This is a genomic window from Streptomyces eurocidicus, assembly GCF_002891295.1.
GTDB lineage: Bacteria > Actinomycetota > Actinomycetes > Streptomycetales > Streptomycetaceae > Streptomyces > Streptomyces eurocidicus.
Genome location: NZ_LGUI01000001.1, coordinates 333,490 through 347,943 on the forward strand (window position 1 = coordinate 333,490; position 14,454 = coordinate 347,943).

At 71.9% G+C, this 14,454-nt stretch carries 10 protein-coding genes and 1 pseudogene; 5 read left to right on the forward strand and 6 right to left on the reverse strand.

What is annotated here, in order from left to right; all coding sequences use genetic code 11:
* Window positions 1–20 precede the first annotated feature (20 nt).
* The 3 genes from AF335_RS01415 to AF335_RS01425 form a co-directional block, all read right to left on the reverse strand.
* Entirely contained in the window at window positions 21–890 is an 870-nt protein-coding gene (locus tag AF335_RS01415) for a sugar ABC transporter permease (protein WP_102916409.1), read from the reverse strand.
* The gene (locus AF335_RS01420) at window positions 887–1,861 is read right to left on the reverse strand and encodes a carbohydrate ABC transporter permease (protein WP_102916410.1); all 975 of its coding nucleotides are present in this window, start codon (window positions 1,859–1,861) and stop codon (window positions 887–889) included. The genes AF335_RS01415 and AF335_RS01420 overlap by 4 nt, the downstream gene beginning before the upstream one ends.
* Window positions 1,862–1,990: 129 nt before the next feature.
* Window positions 1,991–3,289: an extracellular solute-binding protein gene (locus AF335_RS01425; protein ID WP_102916411.1), complete on the reverse strand. Its 1,299-nt coding sequence runs from the start codon at window positions 3,287–3,289 to the stop codon at window positions 1,991–1,993.
* Window positions 3,290–3,596: 307 nt separating this feature from the next.
* On the opposite strand from AF335_RS01425, the pseudogene AF335_RS01430 reads away from it, so the two are divergent.
* Window positions 3,597–4,976 (forward strand): annotated as a pseudogene (locus AF335_RS01430) (alpha-amylase); the annotation flags it as partial.
* A 69-nt stretch (window positions 4,977–5,045) separates the two neighbouring features.
* On the opposite strand, the gene glnA reads toward AF335_RS01430, so the two are convergent.
* The 3 genes from glnA to gadC all read right to left on the reverse strand — a co-directional run bounded on the left by glnA (window position 5,046) and on the right by gadC (window position 9,049).
* Entirely contained in the window at window positions 5,046–6,407 is a 1,362-nt protein-coding gene (glnA, locus tag AF335_RS01435) for a type I glutamate--ammonia ligase (protein ID WP_087928381.1), read from the reverse strand.
* A 125-nt stretch (window positions 6,408–6,532) separates the two neighbouring features.
* Window positions 6,533–7,405 carry an alpha/beta fold hydrolase gene (locus AF335_RS01440; RefSeq protein WP_102916980.1) on the reverse strand — a complete coding sequence of 291 codons (873 nt, stop codon included), beginning with the start codon at window positions 7,403–7,405 and terminating at the stop codon, window positions 6,533–6,535.
* 159 nt (window positions 7,406–7,564) lie between these two features.
* On the reverse strand, window positions 7,565–9,049 hold the full coding sequence (gene gadC / locus AF335_RS01445; RefSeq protein ID WP_102916412.1) for a glutamate/gamma-aminobutyrate antiporter GadC: 1,485 nt from the start codon (window positions 9,047–9,049) through the stop codon (window positions 7,565–7,567).
* Window positions 9,050–9,203: 154 nt separating this feature from the next.
* Here gadC and AF335_RS01450 point away from each other — a divergent pair, with 154 nt between their 5' ends.
* The 4 genes from AF335_RS01450 to AF335_RS01465 all read left to right on the forward strand — a co-directional run bounded on the left by AF335_RS01450 (window position 9,204) and on the right by AF335_RS01465 (window position 14,446).
* Window positions 9,204–10,022, forward strand: a complete 819-nt coding sequence (locus tag AF335_RS01450; RefSeq protein WP_102916413.1) for a hypothetical protein — start codon at window positions 9,204–9,206, stop codon at window positions 10,020–10,022.
* A 112-nt stretch (window positions 10,023–10,134) separates the two neighbouring features.
* A complete protein-coding gene (locus AF335_RS01455) occupies window positions 10,135–11,730 on the forward strand; it encodes a multicopper oxidase family protein (RefSeq protein WP_102916414.1) in 1,596 nt (531 codons plus the stop codon).
* A 169-nt stretch (window positions 11,731–11,899) separates the two neighbouring features.
* Window positions 11,900–13,651, forward strand: coding sequence for an NAD+ synthase (locus tag AF335_RS01460; protein ID WP_184743220.1), 1,752 nt, complete (start codon window positions 11,900–11,902; stop codon window positions 13,649–13,651).
* A gap of 90 nt (window positions 13,652–13,741) precedes the next feature.
* Complete coding sequence (locus tag AF335_RS01465) at window positions 13,742–14,446, forward strand: DsbA family oxidoreductase (RefSeq protein ID WP_102916415.1); 705 nt, start codon at window positions 13,742–13,744, stop codon at window positions 14,444–14,446.
* Window positions 14,447–14,454: the final 8 nt, after the last annotated feature.

A 14,454-nucleotide genomic window follows, 5' to 3' on the forward strand; every position in this document is an offset into this window, starting at 1 on the left:
ACGACGGCGGGCGGACAAGGTCAGCCCTTGGTGCCGCCCGCGGTCAGCCCGGCGACCAGGTGCCGCTGGGCCAGGAAGAACACGGCGCCGGCCGGGACGGCGATCAGCACGGCGGCGGCCGTCATCAGGCCCCACTCGGCCTTCTGCTGGCCGACGAAGGTCTGCAGGCCGACCGCCAGGGTGTAGTGCTCCTCGCTGCTCATGAACTGGCTGGCGAAGGCGACTTCGCCCCAGGCGGTGATGAAGGAGTAGAAGCCGGTCACGGCCAGCCCGGGCCGGGCGAGCGGCAGGATCAGCCGCCAGAAGGTGCCGAAGGGGCTCAGCCCGTCCACCCGCCCCGCCTCGTCGATCTCGGCGGGAATGGTGTCGAAGTACCCCTTGAGCATCCAGGCGCAGAACGGCACGGAGACCGAGCAGTAGGTCACGATCAGACCGATGTAGGAGTCCAGGAGTTCGAGTTCACCCAAAATGTTGTACAACGGCACGATCAGCACCGCCATCGGGAACATCTGAACGACCAGGAAGGTCCACATCAGCGAGCGGTGGCCGGGGAAGCGCATCCGGGAGACGGCGTAGCCCGCGGTCGCGGCGACGAACACCCCGAGCACGGTGGCGCCCAGGGACACGATCACGGAGTTCCCGAACCAGGTCAGGAACTTCGTCTCGCCCAGGATGTGGGTGTAGTTGGACAGCTCGAAGCCGACGAACCGGGTGGGCTCCTGCCAGCCGTCGCGCCCGCGCAGCGAGACGAAGACGATGAAGAGCACCGGGAAGACGGCGATCAGGCTCGCGACCGCGAGCGTGGTGTGCAGCGCGACGGACGCGCCGCGCGACCGCTCGCCGCGGGCCTTCGCGGGGCGGGTGGTGCCGAGGGGGCTCTTCGGGCTCATCGGGTGGCCTCCTGGCGGGCGAGCATCCGGCGGTGGAAGACGGCGAAGACCAGCAACAGGGAGAGGATGAGGATGCCGTAGGTGGCCGAGCCCGCGTAGTCACGCACGCCCTGGAAGGCGAGACGGTAGGCGTAGGTCACCAGGATCTCGCTCTCGGAGCTCGCGCCCTGCCCGATCAGCAGGTAGATCACCTGGAACATGTTGAACGTCCAGATGACGCCCAGCAGGATCACCGTGCCGCTCACCGGCCGCAGCCCCGGCAGGGTCACGTGCCGGAAGCGCTGCCACGGCGTCGCGCCGTCCATCTCCGCGGCCTCGTGCAGCTCCCGGGGTATCGCCTGGAGCCCGCCGAGGATCGCCACCATCATGAACGGCACGCCCAGCCACACGTTGACGGCCACCGCCGACACCTTTTGCAGGGTGCTGTCGCCCAGCCAGTCGACGGGGTCGAGGCCCAGGGTGTTCAGGAAGGCGTTGAAGATGCCGTACTTCTCGTTGAACATCAGCCGCCAGGAGAAGGTGGCGACGAACGCGGGCACCGCCCACGGCAGGATCAGCAGCACCCGGTAGAGCGCCCGGAACCGCAGCGGCCGGTTGAGCAGCAGCGCGAGCCCGAGGCCGATCGTGTAGTGCAGCAGCACACAGCTCGCGGTCCAGACGACGGTCCAGCCGAGCCGTGAGTAGAAGTGGCCCTCCTGCCCGGAGAGCACCTTCCAGTAGTTGTCCAGACCGACCGACTTGTACGTCGCCGCGATGTGGTTGACGCCGATGGTGCGGCCGACGTTCGCCTCGTTGGCGTCGGTGAAGGACAGATAGACGCCCCGGCCCAGCGGATAGCCGACGAGCACGGCCAGGACCACGACCACCGGCAGCACCATGGCCCAGGCGTACCAGTGGGTGTCGAAGGAGCGCTTGAGCCGGGCGAGCGGGCCGGGCGGCGGGCTGCCGGTCCCGGATACGGCGGTGGTCATGGTGGGCGGCTTTCGTCCAGGGGAGCCAGGGAGGGTGTCGCCGGACGGACCGGGCGCGCGCCCGTCCGGCGGGGGAGGACCGGGGACCCGGGGCGGGCCCGGGGCGGTCGTGGCGGGGAGGGACCCCGCCTACTCGACCGAGTAGTCCTTCAGCAGCGCCGACTTCCACGCCTTGGCCGTGGCGTCCAGCCCCTCCTTCGGCTCCTCCTTCAGCGTGAGGATCTTCGTGTAGTGCTGGAGCCAGTCGGTGAACAGGTCGCCGCCCTGCGGGATCGGCGGCCGCGGGTGCGCCTTCGACAGGGCTCCGTAGTACGCGCTGCGCACCGGGTCGGCGAGGACGGCCTGGGAGTAGGCGGACTTACGGGTCGGCAGTACGCCGATCTCCTTCGAGACGGCCTCCTGCTGGGCGGCCTCGGTCATGAACCGGGTGAAGAGGTACGAGGCGTCGAAGTTCTTGGACCCGGCGTAGACGACGAGGTTGTGGCCGCCGACCGGGGCGCCCGCGGTGCCCGTGGAGCCCGCCGGGACGGCCGCGATGCCCAGGTTCTCCTTGGCCTTGTACGCGTCGCCGCCGAAGATCTCCTTGGTCGCCCACGGCCCGTCGATGAGCATCGCGAGCTTGCCGTTCTTGAAGTCGGTCTTGAGGGCGTTGTAGCCGTCGGTGCCCGCCGGCTTGGGCGCGGCGCCGGACTTCACCAGGTCGACCGCGGTCTCGATGCCCTTGAGCGAGGCGGCGTCGGCGATGGTGATCTTCTTCTGCGCGGCGTCCACCATGTCGCTCTTCTCGCCGTAGAGGAACGGCAGCGAGTAGTAGCTGTCGGGGCTGAGGCCGATGCCGGCGGCGCCCGTCTTGTCCTTGATCTTCTCGGCGGCCTCCTTGACCGCCTTCCAGTCGGCCGGGGGCTTGTCGATGCCCGCCTTCGCGAACAGCTCCTTGTTGTAGAGCAGTCCGAGGGTGTCGGTGACCTGCGGGACGCCGTACGTCTTGCCCTGGTACGCGGCGTTCTTCAGGGGGCCTTCGAGGAAGTCGGAGGTCTTGTCGAGCGCCGGTGTGCCGGTCAGGTCCTTGAGGTAGCCGAGCTGGGCGAAGCCGGGGGTCCAGCCGACGTCCGAACGCAGCACGTCGGGGGCGCCCTTGCCGGTGGAGGCCGCGGTCTTGAACTTCTGCTGCGCCTGGTCGAAGGGCACGTTGACGTACTCGACCTCGATCTTCGGGTACTTCGCCCCGAAGGCCGCGACCAGCTTCTTGAACGCGGGCGCCTCGTTGGTGGCGTCCGAGGTGTCCCACCAGGTGACCTTGCCGCTGACGCCGCCCGGGTCGTTCGCCGCCTTGGAGCCGTCGCCGCCGTCCCCGCCGTCGCCGCCGCACGCGGTCGCGGTGAGGGCCAGCACGCCGACGAGGGCGGCGACCGATATGCCTCTTCGCATATGGATCTCCTCTTCAAAGAGGCCGACCTGTCGCGGGCGGCCCGAGCTGTGGAGGAAGCTAACAGGCTGAAATCTCTTGCGAAAGAGTTTGCAAGGAGGGAATCGCGAGATTTCCGGGTTGTAACCGGACCGTGTCCCAAGGGTTGACCAGGGCGGAGGGGGCTCGTACGGTCTCGTCCGGCAAGTACTTGCCGCCGTGCGGGCAATCTTGCAGAAAGAACCTTCATGGGCCTTGAGGGCATTGCGCGTTGCCGTAGAGGCCGCCAACCCCCCAGGAGACCCCATGGCTTCCCTCGGCATGCCCGGAATCGCCCGAAGAACCCTGGCGGCCGCCGTCGCCTTCGTGGCGGGCGCGGTGCTCGCGGCCCCCGAGGCGCGGGCCGTGCCCGCCGGGGCCCCCGGCCCGGGGGACGTCACCGCCGTCCTCTTCGAGTGGAAGTACGACTCCGTCGCCAAGGAGTGCGCGGAGACCCTGGGCCCGGCGGGCTACGGGCTCGTCCAGGTCTCCCCGCCCCAGGAGCACATACAGGGCCCGCAGTGGTGGACCTCGTACCAGCCCGTCGGCTACCGGATCGCCGGCCGGCTCGGCGACCGGGCCGCCTTCGCGAACATGGTCCGCGCCTGTCACACGGCCGGGGTGAAGGTCGTCGCCGACGTCGTGATCAACCACATGTCGGCCGGCTCCGGCACCGGCACCGGTGGCTCCGCGTACACCAAGTACGACTACCCCGGCACGTACCAGCGCCAGGACATGGACGACTGCACGGCCGAGATCACCGACTACCGCGACCGCTGGAACGTCCAGCACTGCGAACTCGTCGGCCTCGCGGACCTCGACACCGGCGAGGAGTACGTCCGGGGCCGCATCGCCCGGTACCTCGACGACCTGCTCGCCCTCGGCGTCGACGGCTTCCGCGTCGACGCCGCCAAACACATCCCCACCGAGGACCTCGCCGCGATCAAGGCCCGGACCGCACGGCCCGGCGTCCTGTGGAAGCAGGAGACCATCTTCGGCGCCGGCGAGGCCGTCCAGCCGGACGAGTACCTCCGCAACGGTGCCGTCCAGGAATTCCGCTACGCCCGCGACCTCAAGCGGGTGTTCCTCGGCGAACGCCTCGCCTACCTCAAGAACTACGGCGAGGGCTGGGGCTACCTCCCGTCCGGCCAGGCGTCCGTCTTCGTCGACAACCACGACACCGAGCGCGGCGGCGACACCCTCACCTACAAGGACGGCTCCGCCTACACGCTCGCCGGCGTCTTCATGCTCGCCTGGCCCTACGGCTCCCCGGACGTCCACTCCGGCTACGAGTTCACCGACCGCGACGCGGGCCCGCCGAACGGCGGCGCGGTGACCGCGTGTTGGCGGGACGGCTGGAAGTGCCGGCACAAGTGGCCGGAGATCCGGAGCATGGTCGCCTTCCGCAACGCCGTGCGGGGGACGGCGGTCGGCGACTGGTGGGACAACGGCTACCAGGCGATCGCCTTCGGGCGGGGCGACAAGGGCTATGTGGTCGTCAACCACGAGTCCTTCGCGCTGGGCCGCACGTTCCAGACGTCGCTGCCGGGTGGGGAGTACTGCGATGTGCAGAGCGGGCGGCGGGTGTCGGTGGGGGCGGACGGGCGCTTCACGGCGACGGTGGCTCCGGGGGCGGCGCTGGCGCTGCATGCGGGTGCGCGTACCTGCGGCTGATTCCCCTACCCGCCCCTTCCCGGAACCGGGGGCCGACGCCCCCGGTCACGGAAGTGGAAAGGGCCCCTACAGCACCGGCAGCATCTTCCGCAGCTCGAACGCCGTCACCTCGGAGCGGTACTCCTCCCACTCCTGCTTCTTGTTCCGCAGGAAGAAGTCGAAGACGTGCTCCCCCAGCGTCTCCGCCACCAGCTCGCTCCGCTCCATGAGCTCGATCGCCTCGCCCAGGTTCTGCGGCAGCGGCTCGATGCCCATGGCCCGCCGCTCCGCGTCGGACAGCGCCCATACGTCGTCGTCGGCGCCGGCCGGGAGCTCGTAGCCCTCCTCGATGCCCTTGAGGCCGGCGGCGAGCAGCACCGCGTAGGTCAGGTAGGGGTTGGCGCCGGAGTCGATGGAGCGGACCTCGACCCGGGCGGAGCCGGTCTTGCCGGGCTTGTACATCGGGACGCGGATGAGCGCGGAGCGGTTGTTGTGGCCCCAGCAGATGTACGAGGGGGCCTCGCCGCCCGCGCCGGCGCTGCGGGCGGAGCCGCCCCAGATGCGCTTGTAGGAGTTGACCCACTGGTTGGTCACGGCCGAGATCTCGGCGGCGTGCTTGAGCAGGCCCGCGATGAACGACCGGCCGACCTTGGAGAGCTGGTACTCGGCGCCGGACTCGTAGAAGGCGTTCCGGTCGCCCTCGAAGAGGGAGAGGTGGGTGTGCATCCCGGAGCCGGGGTACTCGGAGAACGGCTTGGGCATGAAGGTGGCCTGCACGCCCTGCTCCAGGGCGACCTGCTTCATCACCAGGCGGAAGGTCATGATGTTGTCCGCCGTGGACAGCGCGTCGGCGTAGCGGAGGTCGATCTCCTGCTGGCCGGGGGCGCCCTCGTGGTGGCTGAACTCGACCGAGATGCCCATGGATTCGAGCATGGTGATGGCCTGGCGGCGGAAGTCCATGCCCACGTTCTGCGGGGTGTGGTCGAAGTAGCCGGAGGAGTCGGCGGGCACCGGGCGGGTGCCGTCGACCGGCTTGTCCTTGAGCAGGAAGAACTCGATCTCGGGGTGGGTGTAGAAGGTGAAGCCGAGGTCGGAGGTCTTGGCCAGGATGCGCTTGAGGACGTAGCGCGGGTCGGCGTAGGAGGGCGAGCCGTCCGGCATCAGGATGTCGCAGAACATCCGGGCGGTGCCGGGGGCCTCCGCACGCCAGGGCAGGATCTGGAAGGTGCCCGGGTCCGGCTTGGCGATCATGTCGGACTCGTACACCCGGGCGAAGCCCTCGATGGCGGAGCCGTCGAAGCCGATACCCTCATCGAACGCCTGTTCGAGCTCGGCGGGGGCGACGGCGACGGACTTCAGATAGCCGAGGACATCGGTGAACCACAGCCGAACGAACCGGATGTCGCGCTCTTCGAGCGTGCGGAGCACGAACTCCTGCTGCTTATCCATATCTACCTATCCTTGCAGGTCGGACGGCTCGTACCAGCGACTGTGGGCGGTTGCCGGGCCTTGAGTATCGCGGTCCCGGGTTACCGCGGGGTTTCCGGCGGAACCCCTTCACGGGTGCATCGTACTTATGCCCGGATAGGCGGCGTGGCCAGCACCGCCGCCGCGATCGCCTGCGGGCGGTCGTACATCAGCAGGTGCCCGGCCGGTGCCACGGCCTCGAAGCGCCCGTCGAGACGGTCGGCGAGGGCGCGCTGCCGCTCCAGCCAGCGGCGCTCCAGCGTGGAGCCGGTGCCGGGCGAGGCGGCGAGGACGCTCACCGGGACCGGCGGCATCGGGTGGTGTTCGCGCAGGTCCAGCAGTTCGGCGGCGACGTCGCGGTAACGGGCGTTCTCCATGAGCAGGGCGCGCATCACCCGCCCGGTGCCGTAGGTGCGGCGCAGCAGGTCGGCGGGGGCCGGGTCCTGGCGGCTCACGGAGGAGGCGCGGACGGCCAGCCGGCGCAGGGACGGGCCGAGGGCGCGGGGCAGGCCGGTGGCGGCGAGCACCAGGCCGCGGGCGTGCGCCGCGGTGGTGCGCAGCTCGCGCGCGGGGGCGGGCCGGGGCGCCTCCTCCACACTGCCGTCGACGAGCACGATGCCCGCCGTGCGCCCCGGGTGCAGCCGGGCGAACGCCTCGGCGTGGAATCCGGCGAGGGAGTGACCCACGACCGTGACCGGGTCGCTCACCCCGAGGGCGTCGAGGACGCCCGCTATCCGGGCGGCCTCCCCCGCGGCGGTGGGCGGCTCCAGGGCCGGCGCGCTGAAGCCCAGGCCGGGGCGGTCGAAGCGGACGACGGTGCGGTACGGCGTGAGCAGCGGCACCACCGGCTCCCAGTCGAACCAGCCCATGCCGAGGCCCGCGCTCAGCACACAGACCGGGCCCGCGCCCTCGCACACGACGTGCAGCGGTACGCCGCCCACGCGCAGCATGTGCCCGGGTGGTCGGGTCTCTTCGGCCATGCTCTCCACACCGTCCCCCTCAGTGGTCCGTCGGTCGCCGCCGCGCCCGGACGGGCGACGGTAGCGGAAGGGGGACCCTTGCTGCCTGACCGGCCGGAGCGCGACGAGACGACCGTACCGGCGCGGGTCGGGGGCGTGTGCCACACCCCCGGCCGGTCCTCATGGGCGGGGCCGGTCCTCCGCCGGGGCCGTTCGGTGCTCCGGCGCCACCCAGTGCGGCTTGCGGAACTTCAGCAGGGCGATCGGCGCGAGGAAGCCGATGACCAGCAGGCCGCCGCCCACGGTCAGCAGATAGCGCCAGAGCGGGCCGCCGCCGAACTGCTCCGGCGGTACGAAGCCGATGCACATGGCGGCCAGCGAGGCGGCGAAGCCGGCGCCCGCGACGAGCCGGACGGCCGGCACCCGGAAGCCGCGCGGCCGGTCGGGCTGGGTGGTGCGCAGCCGGACGACGGCGGCGAACATCAGCAGATAGACGACCAGATAGATCTGGGTGGTGATCACCGAGAAGATCCAGTACGCGCTGGAGACGTCCGGCAGGAAGGCGTAGAGGAGCGCGATGAGCGTGGTGAGCGCGCCCTGGGCGACCATGATGTTGCGCGGCACGCCCCGGGCGTTCAGCTTCTGCAGGACCGGCGGCAGATAGCCCTCCTGCCGCGCCACCATCAGCAGCCCCTTGGAGGGGCCCGCCAGCCAGGCCAGCATGCCGCCGAGCGCGGCGGCGACGAGCAGCACGCCGACGACCTTGGTCAGCCAGCCCACGTGGAAGTGGTCGAAGAAGCCCTGGAACGCCTGCATCACCCCGGCGGTCAGGCTCAGGTCCTCGCCCGGCATCACCCAGCTGATGGCCAGCGCCGGCAGGATGAAGATCAGCAGGACGAGTCCGGTGGCCGCGAAGACCGAGCGCGGGAACTGCTTGCCCGGCTCGCGGAGCGAGGACACGTGCACGCCGTTCATCTCCATGCCCGCGTAGGACAGGAAGTTGTTGACGATCAGGACCAGGCTGGCCAGCCCGGTCCACGGCGGCAGCGCGTGGCCGGTGTCCATGGGCGCGGCGGAGGCGTTGCCCTGGCCGAGGAAGACCATGCCGAGGACGACGAGGACGACGCCCGGGATCAGGGTGCCGATCACCAGCCCGGCGCCGGCGAGCCCGGCGACCGCCTTCGTGCCGCGCGAGGAGATCAGCACGCCCGCCCAGTAGATGACGACGATGACGACGGCGACGTACACGCCGTTGTCGGCGAGCCTGGGGTCGACGACGTACGCGAAGGTGCTCGCCACATAGGCCAGCAGGCTCGGGTAGTAGGCGATCGTCATCGCGAACTGGCACCAGACGGCCAGGAAGCCCAGCGGCTTGGAGGACAGTCCCTCGCTCACCCAGCGGTAGACGCCCCCGGTCCAGCCGGAGGCCAGCTCGGCGGAGACGAGCGCGGTCGGCAGCAGGAAGACGACGGCCGGCACGAGGTAGAGGAAGACGGCGGCGAGGCCGTAGAGCGCCATGGACGGGGAAGGGCGCAGGTTCGCGACGGACGCGGTGGTCATCATCGCGAGGGTCACCCAGGAGATGAACTGCGTCTGAGTGGCGCCCGGCAGGGCGGGGCCCGTGGCGAGGGGACGTTCGTCCCTCACCTGTTCCGTGATGGTCATGGGAGGGGGAGCGTCCTTCGGGCCGAGCGTTCGAGCTGTTTTCCTCCCAATGATCCCACCCCTGGACGCCTGGAGAGGAATACCCCGAGGGGGTAGGGTGCGGGAGGAACCGACATTGCCGGAGAGGCGGGGCGACGTGCGAGGACGGCGGAGGGTGGCCGCGTGGTGCGGCCGTCTGCTGCTGTTCGCGGCGCTCCTGCTGGGCATCGTGACGATGCACACGCTCGGTCATCCGGCGAGCGGGGCCGGCGCGGAGGCCGGCGGTATGCACGGGGCCGCGGCGGAGGCCGGTCCCGGCGGCGGCCCGCACACGACGACGGGCCGGCACCCGGCCCCGGCCGCCGACCGTCCCGGCGATCACGCGGGTACGTTCGGGGCGGGGTTCGGGGCCGAGCCTGCGCGGCCGGTGGGCGGGGCTGCTTCGCTTTACGCCCCGTCCACCGGCCGCTCCGGCCCGCCCCCTCCCGTGTCCGCAGCGGCCGCTCATCCAGCCGCGCCGGTGACCACCCTCCCGGCCGTGCCGCCGGTCGCCCTCGCCCGTCCGACCGTTCCGGGCCACCACTCGGCCGTTCCCGGCGACCGCCCGGACCGGACGACGGACGCGGCGGCGCGGATGGACGAGCAGGCCGGGCAGGCCGCGGCGGTGGCGAAGCTCTCGGCGGTGGCCGAGGGCCGGGGCCCCGGGCGGAGCGCCGGGAACGGGAAGGTGGTGCGGACAGGAGAACAGTCCGCCCGCACGCACGGCGGCGCCCACGCCTCCGACCCCGCCCACCACACCGGCATGGACCCCATGTCCGTCTGCCTGGCCGTGCTCGGCGCCGCCCTCCTGACCCTGCTCCTCACCACGGCCGCGCTCCGCCGCCGCCGCACCGTCCTCCCCGTCACCGCCCGCGCCCTGCTGCGCGCCCTGTGGCCCGTACCTCCCCCGCCACGGCACAAGGCCCTCGCCCGGTTGTCGGTGCTGCGCGTATAGCGACGCGCGCCCGCCGTCCGCCCGTACACCCCGTACGCGCGCACGGCGGTACGCGATCGCTCCCGTCCGTACGCGGACATCCGCACACCTGAACACCACGAGGTGCACTTCCATGCGCACGACTTCCCGCCGCGCCGTCCTCGGCGCGGGACTCGCCGTCGTCGGCGGCGGCCTGCTCACCGCCTGCTCCGAGGGCGCCCGGACCTCCGGCGACGCCAAGGCCACCGGACCGGCCGCCGACTACGTCTCCCCGGACGGCGCGGAGGTGGCCGCCGCCGAGGCGAAGCGCGGCACCGGCCCCGTCCGGAACGTCCGGCTGACGGCCACCCGCACCCGCGTCGACCTGGGCGGCGGCCGCTCCGTCGACACCTGGGCCTACGGCGACCGGCTGCCCGGCCAGGAGGTCCGGGTCACCGCGGGCGACACCCTGGCGCTCACCCTCGCCAACCACCTGCCCGAGCCCACCTCCCTGCACTGGCACGGGCTGGCACTGCGCAACGACATGGACGGCGTGCCCGGCCTCACCCAGCAGGCGGTCAGGCCGGGGGCCTCGTTCGACTACCGCTTCACACTCGCGCACCCGGGCACGTACTGGTTCCACCCGCACTCGGGGGTCCAGCAGGACCGGGGGCTGTACGCGCCGCTGATCGTGGAGGACCCGAGGGAGCCGCTGAAGTACGACAAGGAGTGGGTCGTCGTCCTGGACGACTGGGTGGACGGCGTGGACGGCAGCACGCCGGACGCGGTGCTCGCGGAGCTGGGCCGGGGCATGGGCGGGATGGACCACGGGGGCATGGACCACGGGGGCGGCGGGGGCATGGACCACGGCGGCGGCCACGACATGGGCATGTCGAAGCCCTCGCCCTCGGGCCCGTCCGGCCCGTCCCGCATGCTCATGGGGGCGACGAGCCCCCTCCTCGGCGGTGACGCGGGCGACGTCGCGTACCCCCACTACCTGGTCAACGGGCGGACGGCGGCCGATCCCGAGACGTTCCGGGCGAAGCCCGGCGACCGGATCCGGATCCGCTTCGTCAACGCCGGCGGCGACACGGCCTTCCGCGTGGCGCTCGGCGACCACCGTATGACGGTCACTCACACGGACGGCTTCCCCGTCGCGCACGCGGAGACCGACGCGCTGCTGCTGGGCATGGGCGAGCGCTACGACGTACTGGTCGAGGCGAAGGACGGCGTCTTCCCGCTGACCGCGCTGGCCGAGGGCAAGAAGGAGTCGGCGCTGGCGCTGCTGCGCACCGCCGACGGCACGGCGCCCGACGCGTCCGTACGCCCCCGGGAGCTGGACGGCCGGCTCCTGACCGCGGACCGGCTGAAGGCGGACGCGAGCATACGCCTGAAGGACCGCAGCCCGGACCGCACGCTGACCTTCGCGCTCACGGGCTCGATGGCGAAGTACGACTGGGCGATCAACGGCCGGAAGTACACGCCGGCGCAGCGCTACCCGGTGGCGGCGGGGGAACGGGTACGGATGGCGTTCGTGAACCGCACGACGATGTGGCACCCGATGCACCTGCACGGGCACACGTTCGCGCTGCCGGGGGGCGGGGCGCGGAAGGACACGGCGGTGGTACTGCCGGGGAAGCGGCTGGAGGTGGACTTCGACGCGGACAACCCCGGGCTGTGGATGCTCCACTGCCACAACGTGTACCACGCGGAGTCGGGAATGATGACGGTGCTGGGGTACCGGAAGTAGAGCCGTCCGGCGTTTGAGGACCGGGGTCCGGGGCGGAGCCCCGTTCGGGAAGGGGCGGGTAGGGGAAAGGCCCCGCGCAGCGGTACCCGCACCCCACCCGCACCACACCCCGCCCCGGATCCCGCGCCGCACCCCCCATAACGTCAGTCAGACGATTAAACTGGCGCCCGTGGCACAACTTCGTCTCGCCCTGAACCAGATCGACTCCTGCGTCGGCGATCTCGCCGGGAACGCCGAGGCGATCGTCCACTGGACCCGGCACTCGGCCGAGCGCGGCGCCCACCTGGTCGCCTTCCCCGAGATGGCCCTGACCGGCTATCCCGTCGAGGACCTCGCGCTGCGCCCGTCGTTCGTCGAGGCCGGCCGCGCCGCGCTGGGCGAGCTCGCCCGGCGGCTCGCGGCCGAGGGGTTCGGCGAGCTGCCCGTGCTCGTCGGCTACCTCGACCGCAGCGAGGGCGGCGCCCGCCCCGGCCGGCCGGCCGGGGCGCCGCGCAACGCCGCGGCCGTGCTGCACCGGGGCGCGGTGGCGCTGAGCTTCGCCAAGCACCACCTGCCGAACTACGGCGTGTTCGACGAGTTCCGGTACTTCGTGCCCGGCGACACGCTGCCCGTGCTGCGGGTGCACGGCGTCGACGTCGCGCTCGCCATCTGCGAGGACCTGTGGCAGGAGGGCGGCCGGGTGCCCGCCGCCCGCACCGCCGGGGCCGGGTTGCTGCTGTCGGTCAACGCCTCGCCGTACGAGCGCGAGAAGGACGACACCCGGCTGGAGCTGGTCCGCCGGCGCGCCCGGGAGGCGGGCTGCACGACCGCGTACCTCGCGATGACCGGCGGCCAGGACGAGCTGGTCTTCGACGGCGACACGATCGTCGTCGACCGGGACGGCGAGGTCCTGGCGCGCGCCGCGCAGTTCGAGGAGACGTGCGTGGTGATCGACCTCGACCTGCCGGACGCGCCCGCCGAGGCGCCGTCCGGGGTCGTCGACGACGGTCTGCGCGTCGACCACGTGACCCTCTCGGCCGATCCGCTCCCGGCGTACGGACCGGAGCCGCACCCGGGCCCGGCGGCCCACCTCAGCGACGACGAGGAGGTCTACAGGGCCCTGGTCACGGGCCTGCGGGCGTACGTCGTCAAGAACGGCTTCCGCAGCGTGCTGATCGGGCTGTCCGGGGGCATCGACTCCGCGCTCGTCGCCGCGCTCGCGTGCGACGCGGTCGGCGCGGAGAACGTGTACGGCGTGGCCATGCCGTCGCGCTACTCCTCGGACCACTCCCTCGGGGACGCCGAGGAGCTCGCCCGGCGCACCGGCCTGCACTTCCGCACCGTCCCCATCGCGCCGATGTTCGACGCGTACATGGGCGCGCTGGGCCTGACCGGCCTCGCCGAGGAGAACCTCCAGTCGCGGCTGCGCGGCACGATGCTGATGGCGATCTCCAACCAGGAGGGCCACATCGTGCTCGCGCCGGGCAACAAGTCCGAGCTGGCGTGCGGCTATTCGACGCTCTACGGCGACTCGGTGGGCGCGTACGGCCCGATCAAGGACGTCTACAAGACGCTGGTCTTCCGCCTCGCGAGATGGCGCAACGCGGACGCGGCCCGGCACGGCGGGACCCCGCCGATCCCGGAGAACTCGATCTCCAAGCCCCCGAGCGCGGAGCTCCGCCCGGGCCAGGTGGACACGGACTCGCTGCCGGACTACGAGGTCCTGGACGCGCTCCTGGAGCTGTACGTCGACCGCGACCGCGGCCACGCGGAGATCGTGGCGGCGGGCTTCGACCCGGAGCTGGTCACGCACGTCCTGCGGCTGGTGGACACGGCGGAGTACAAGCGCCGCCAGTACCCGCCGGGCACGAAGATCTCCGCGAAGGGCTTCGGCAAGGACCGCCGGCTGCCGATCACGAACCGCTGGCGCGAGAAGGGCTGAGCGCGCCGGGCCCCGCGGCCGGGAATGTCCCCGGGGCCGCCGTCGTTGGCACTGCTTGACAGTTCAAGCAATATGAGGAGTGACGGCGCAGTGAAGGTCGAGATCTACAGCGATATCGCCTGCCCGTGGTGCCACGTCGGCAAGAGCCGCTTCGAGCGGGCCCTGGCCGCGTTCCCGGGTGCCGACGGTGTCGAGGTGGTCTACCGGCCGTTCCAGCTCGACCCCGGGGCGCCGGAGAAGCCGCTGCCGCACCGTGCGGTGCTGGCGGAGAAGTACGGGCCCCAGTCCGTCGCCATGGACGACCGGATCACCGCGATCGGCGAGGCCGAGGGGCTCGCCTTCGACTTCGACACGGTCGTCGAGAACAACTCGCTGCTCGCCCACCGCCTGCTGCGCTTCGTCCTCGACACCTACGGCCCGGCGGCCCAGGCGCGGCTCAAGGGACGGCTGCTGGAGGCCCACTTCGGTGAGGGGCTCGACATCGGCGACGCCGCGCGGCTCGCCGACGCGGCCGTGGCCGTCGGCCTGGACCGTGCGCCGGTCGCCGCCTTCCTCGACGGCGACGAGCTGCGCGACGAGGTCCTCGCCGAGATCGAGGAGGGCCGGCGGCGCGGGGTGACCGCGGTGCCGACCTTCGTCTTCGAGGGACAGTGGGCGGTCCAGGGCGGCCAGGACCCGGAGACGTTCCTGCGCGTCCTGGAGCAGGTCGCCGAGGCGACCGGCGCGCCCGCCCCGGAGGCCGGCGAGTCCTGCGCGGACGGCGCCTGCGAGGTCCCGGCCACCGGCCGGGGCTGACCCGCGCC

Excerpts from the sequence above, each read along its gene's own strand:
- AF335_RS01415 (WP_102916409.1), bottom strand. The coding sequence starts at position 890 with ATGAGCCCGAAGAGCCCCCTCGGCACCACCCGCCCCGCGAAGGCCCGC.
- AF335_RS01420 (WP_102916410.1), bottom strand. The coding sequence starts at position 1,861 with ATGACCACCGCCGTATCCGGGACCGGCAGCCCGCCGCCCGGCCCGCTC.
- AF335_RS01425 (WP_102916411.1), bottom strand. The coding sequence starts at position 3,289 with ATGCGAAGAGGCATATCGGTCGCCGCCCTCGTCGGCGTGCTGGCCCTC.
- glnA (WP_087928381.1), bottom strand. The coding sequence starts at position 6,407 with ATGGATAAGCAGCAGGAGTTCGTGCTCCGCACGCTCGAAGAGCGCGAC.
- AF335_RS01440 (WP_102916980.1), bottom strand. The coding sequence starts at position 7,405 with ATGGCCGAAGAGACCCGACCACCCGGGCACATGCTGCGCGTGGGCGGC.
- gadC (WP_102916412.1), bottom strand. The coding sequence starts at position 9,049 with ATGACCATCACGGAACAGGTGAGGGACGAACGTCCCCTCGCCACGGGC.
- AF335_RS01455 (WP_102916414.1), top strand. The coding sequence starts at position 10,135 with ATGCGCACGACTTCCCGCCGCGCCGTCCTCGGCGCGGGACTCGCCGTC.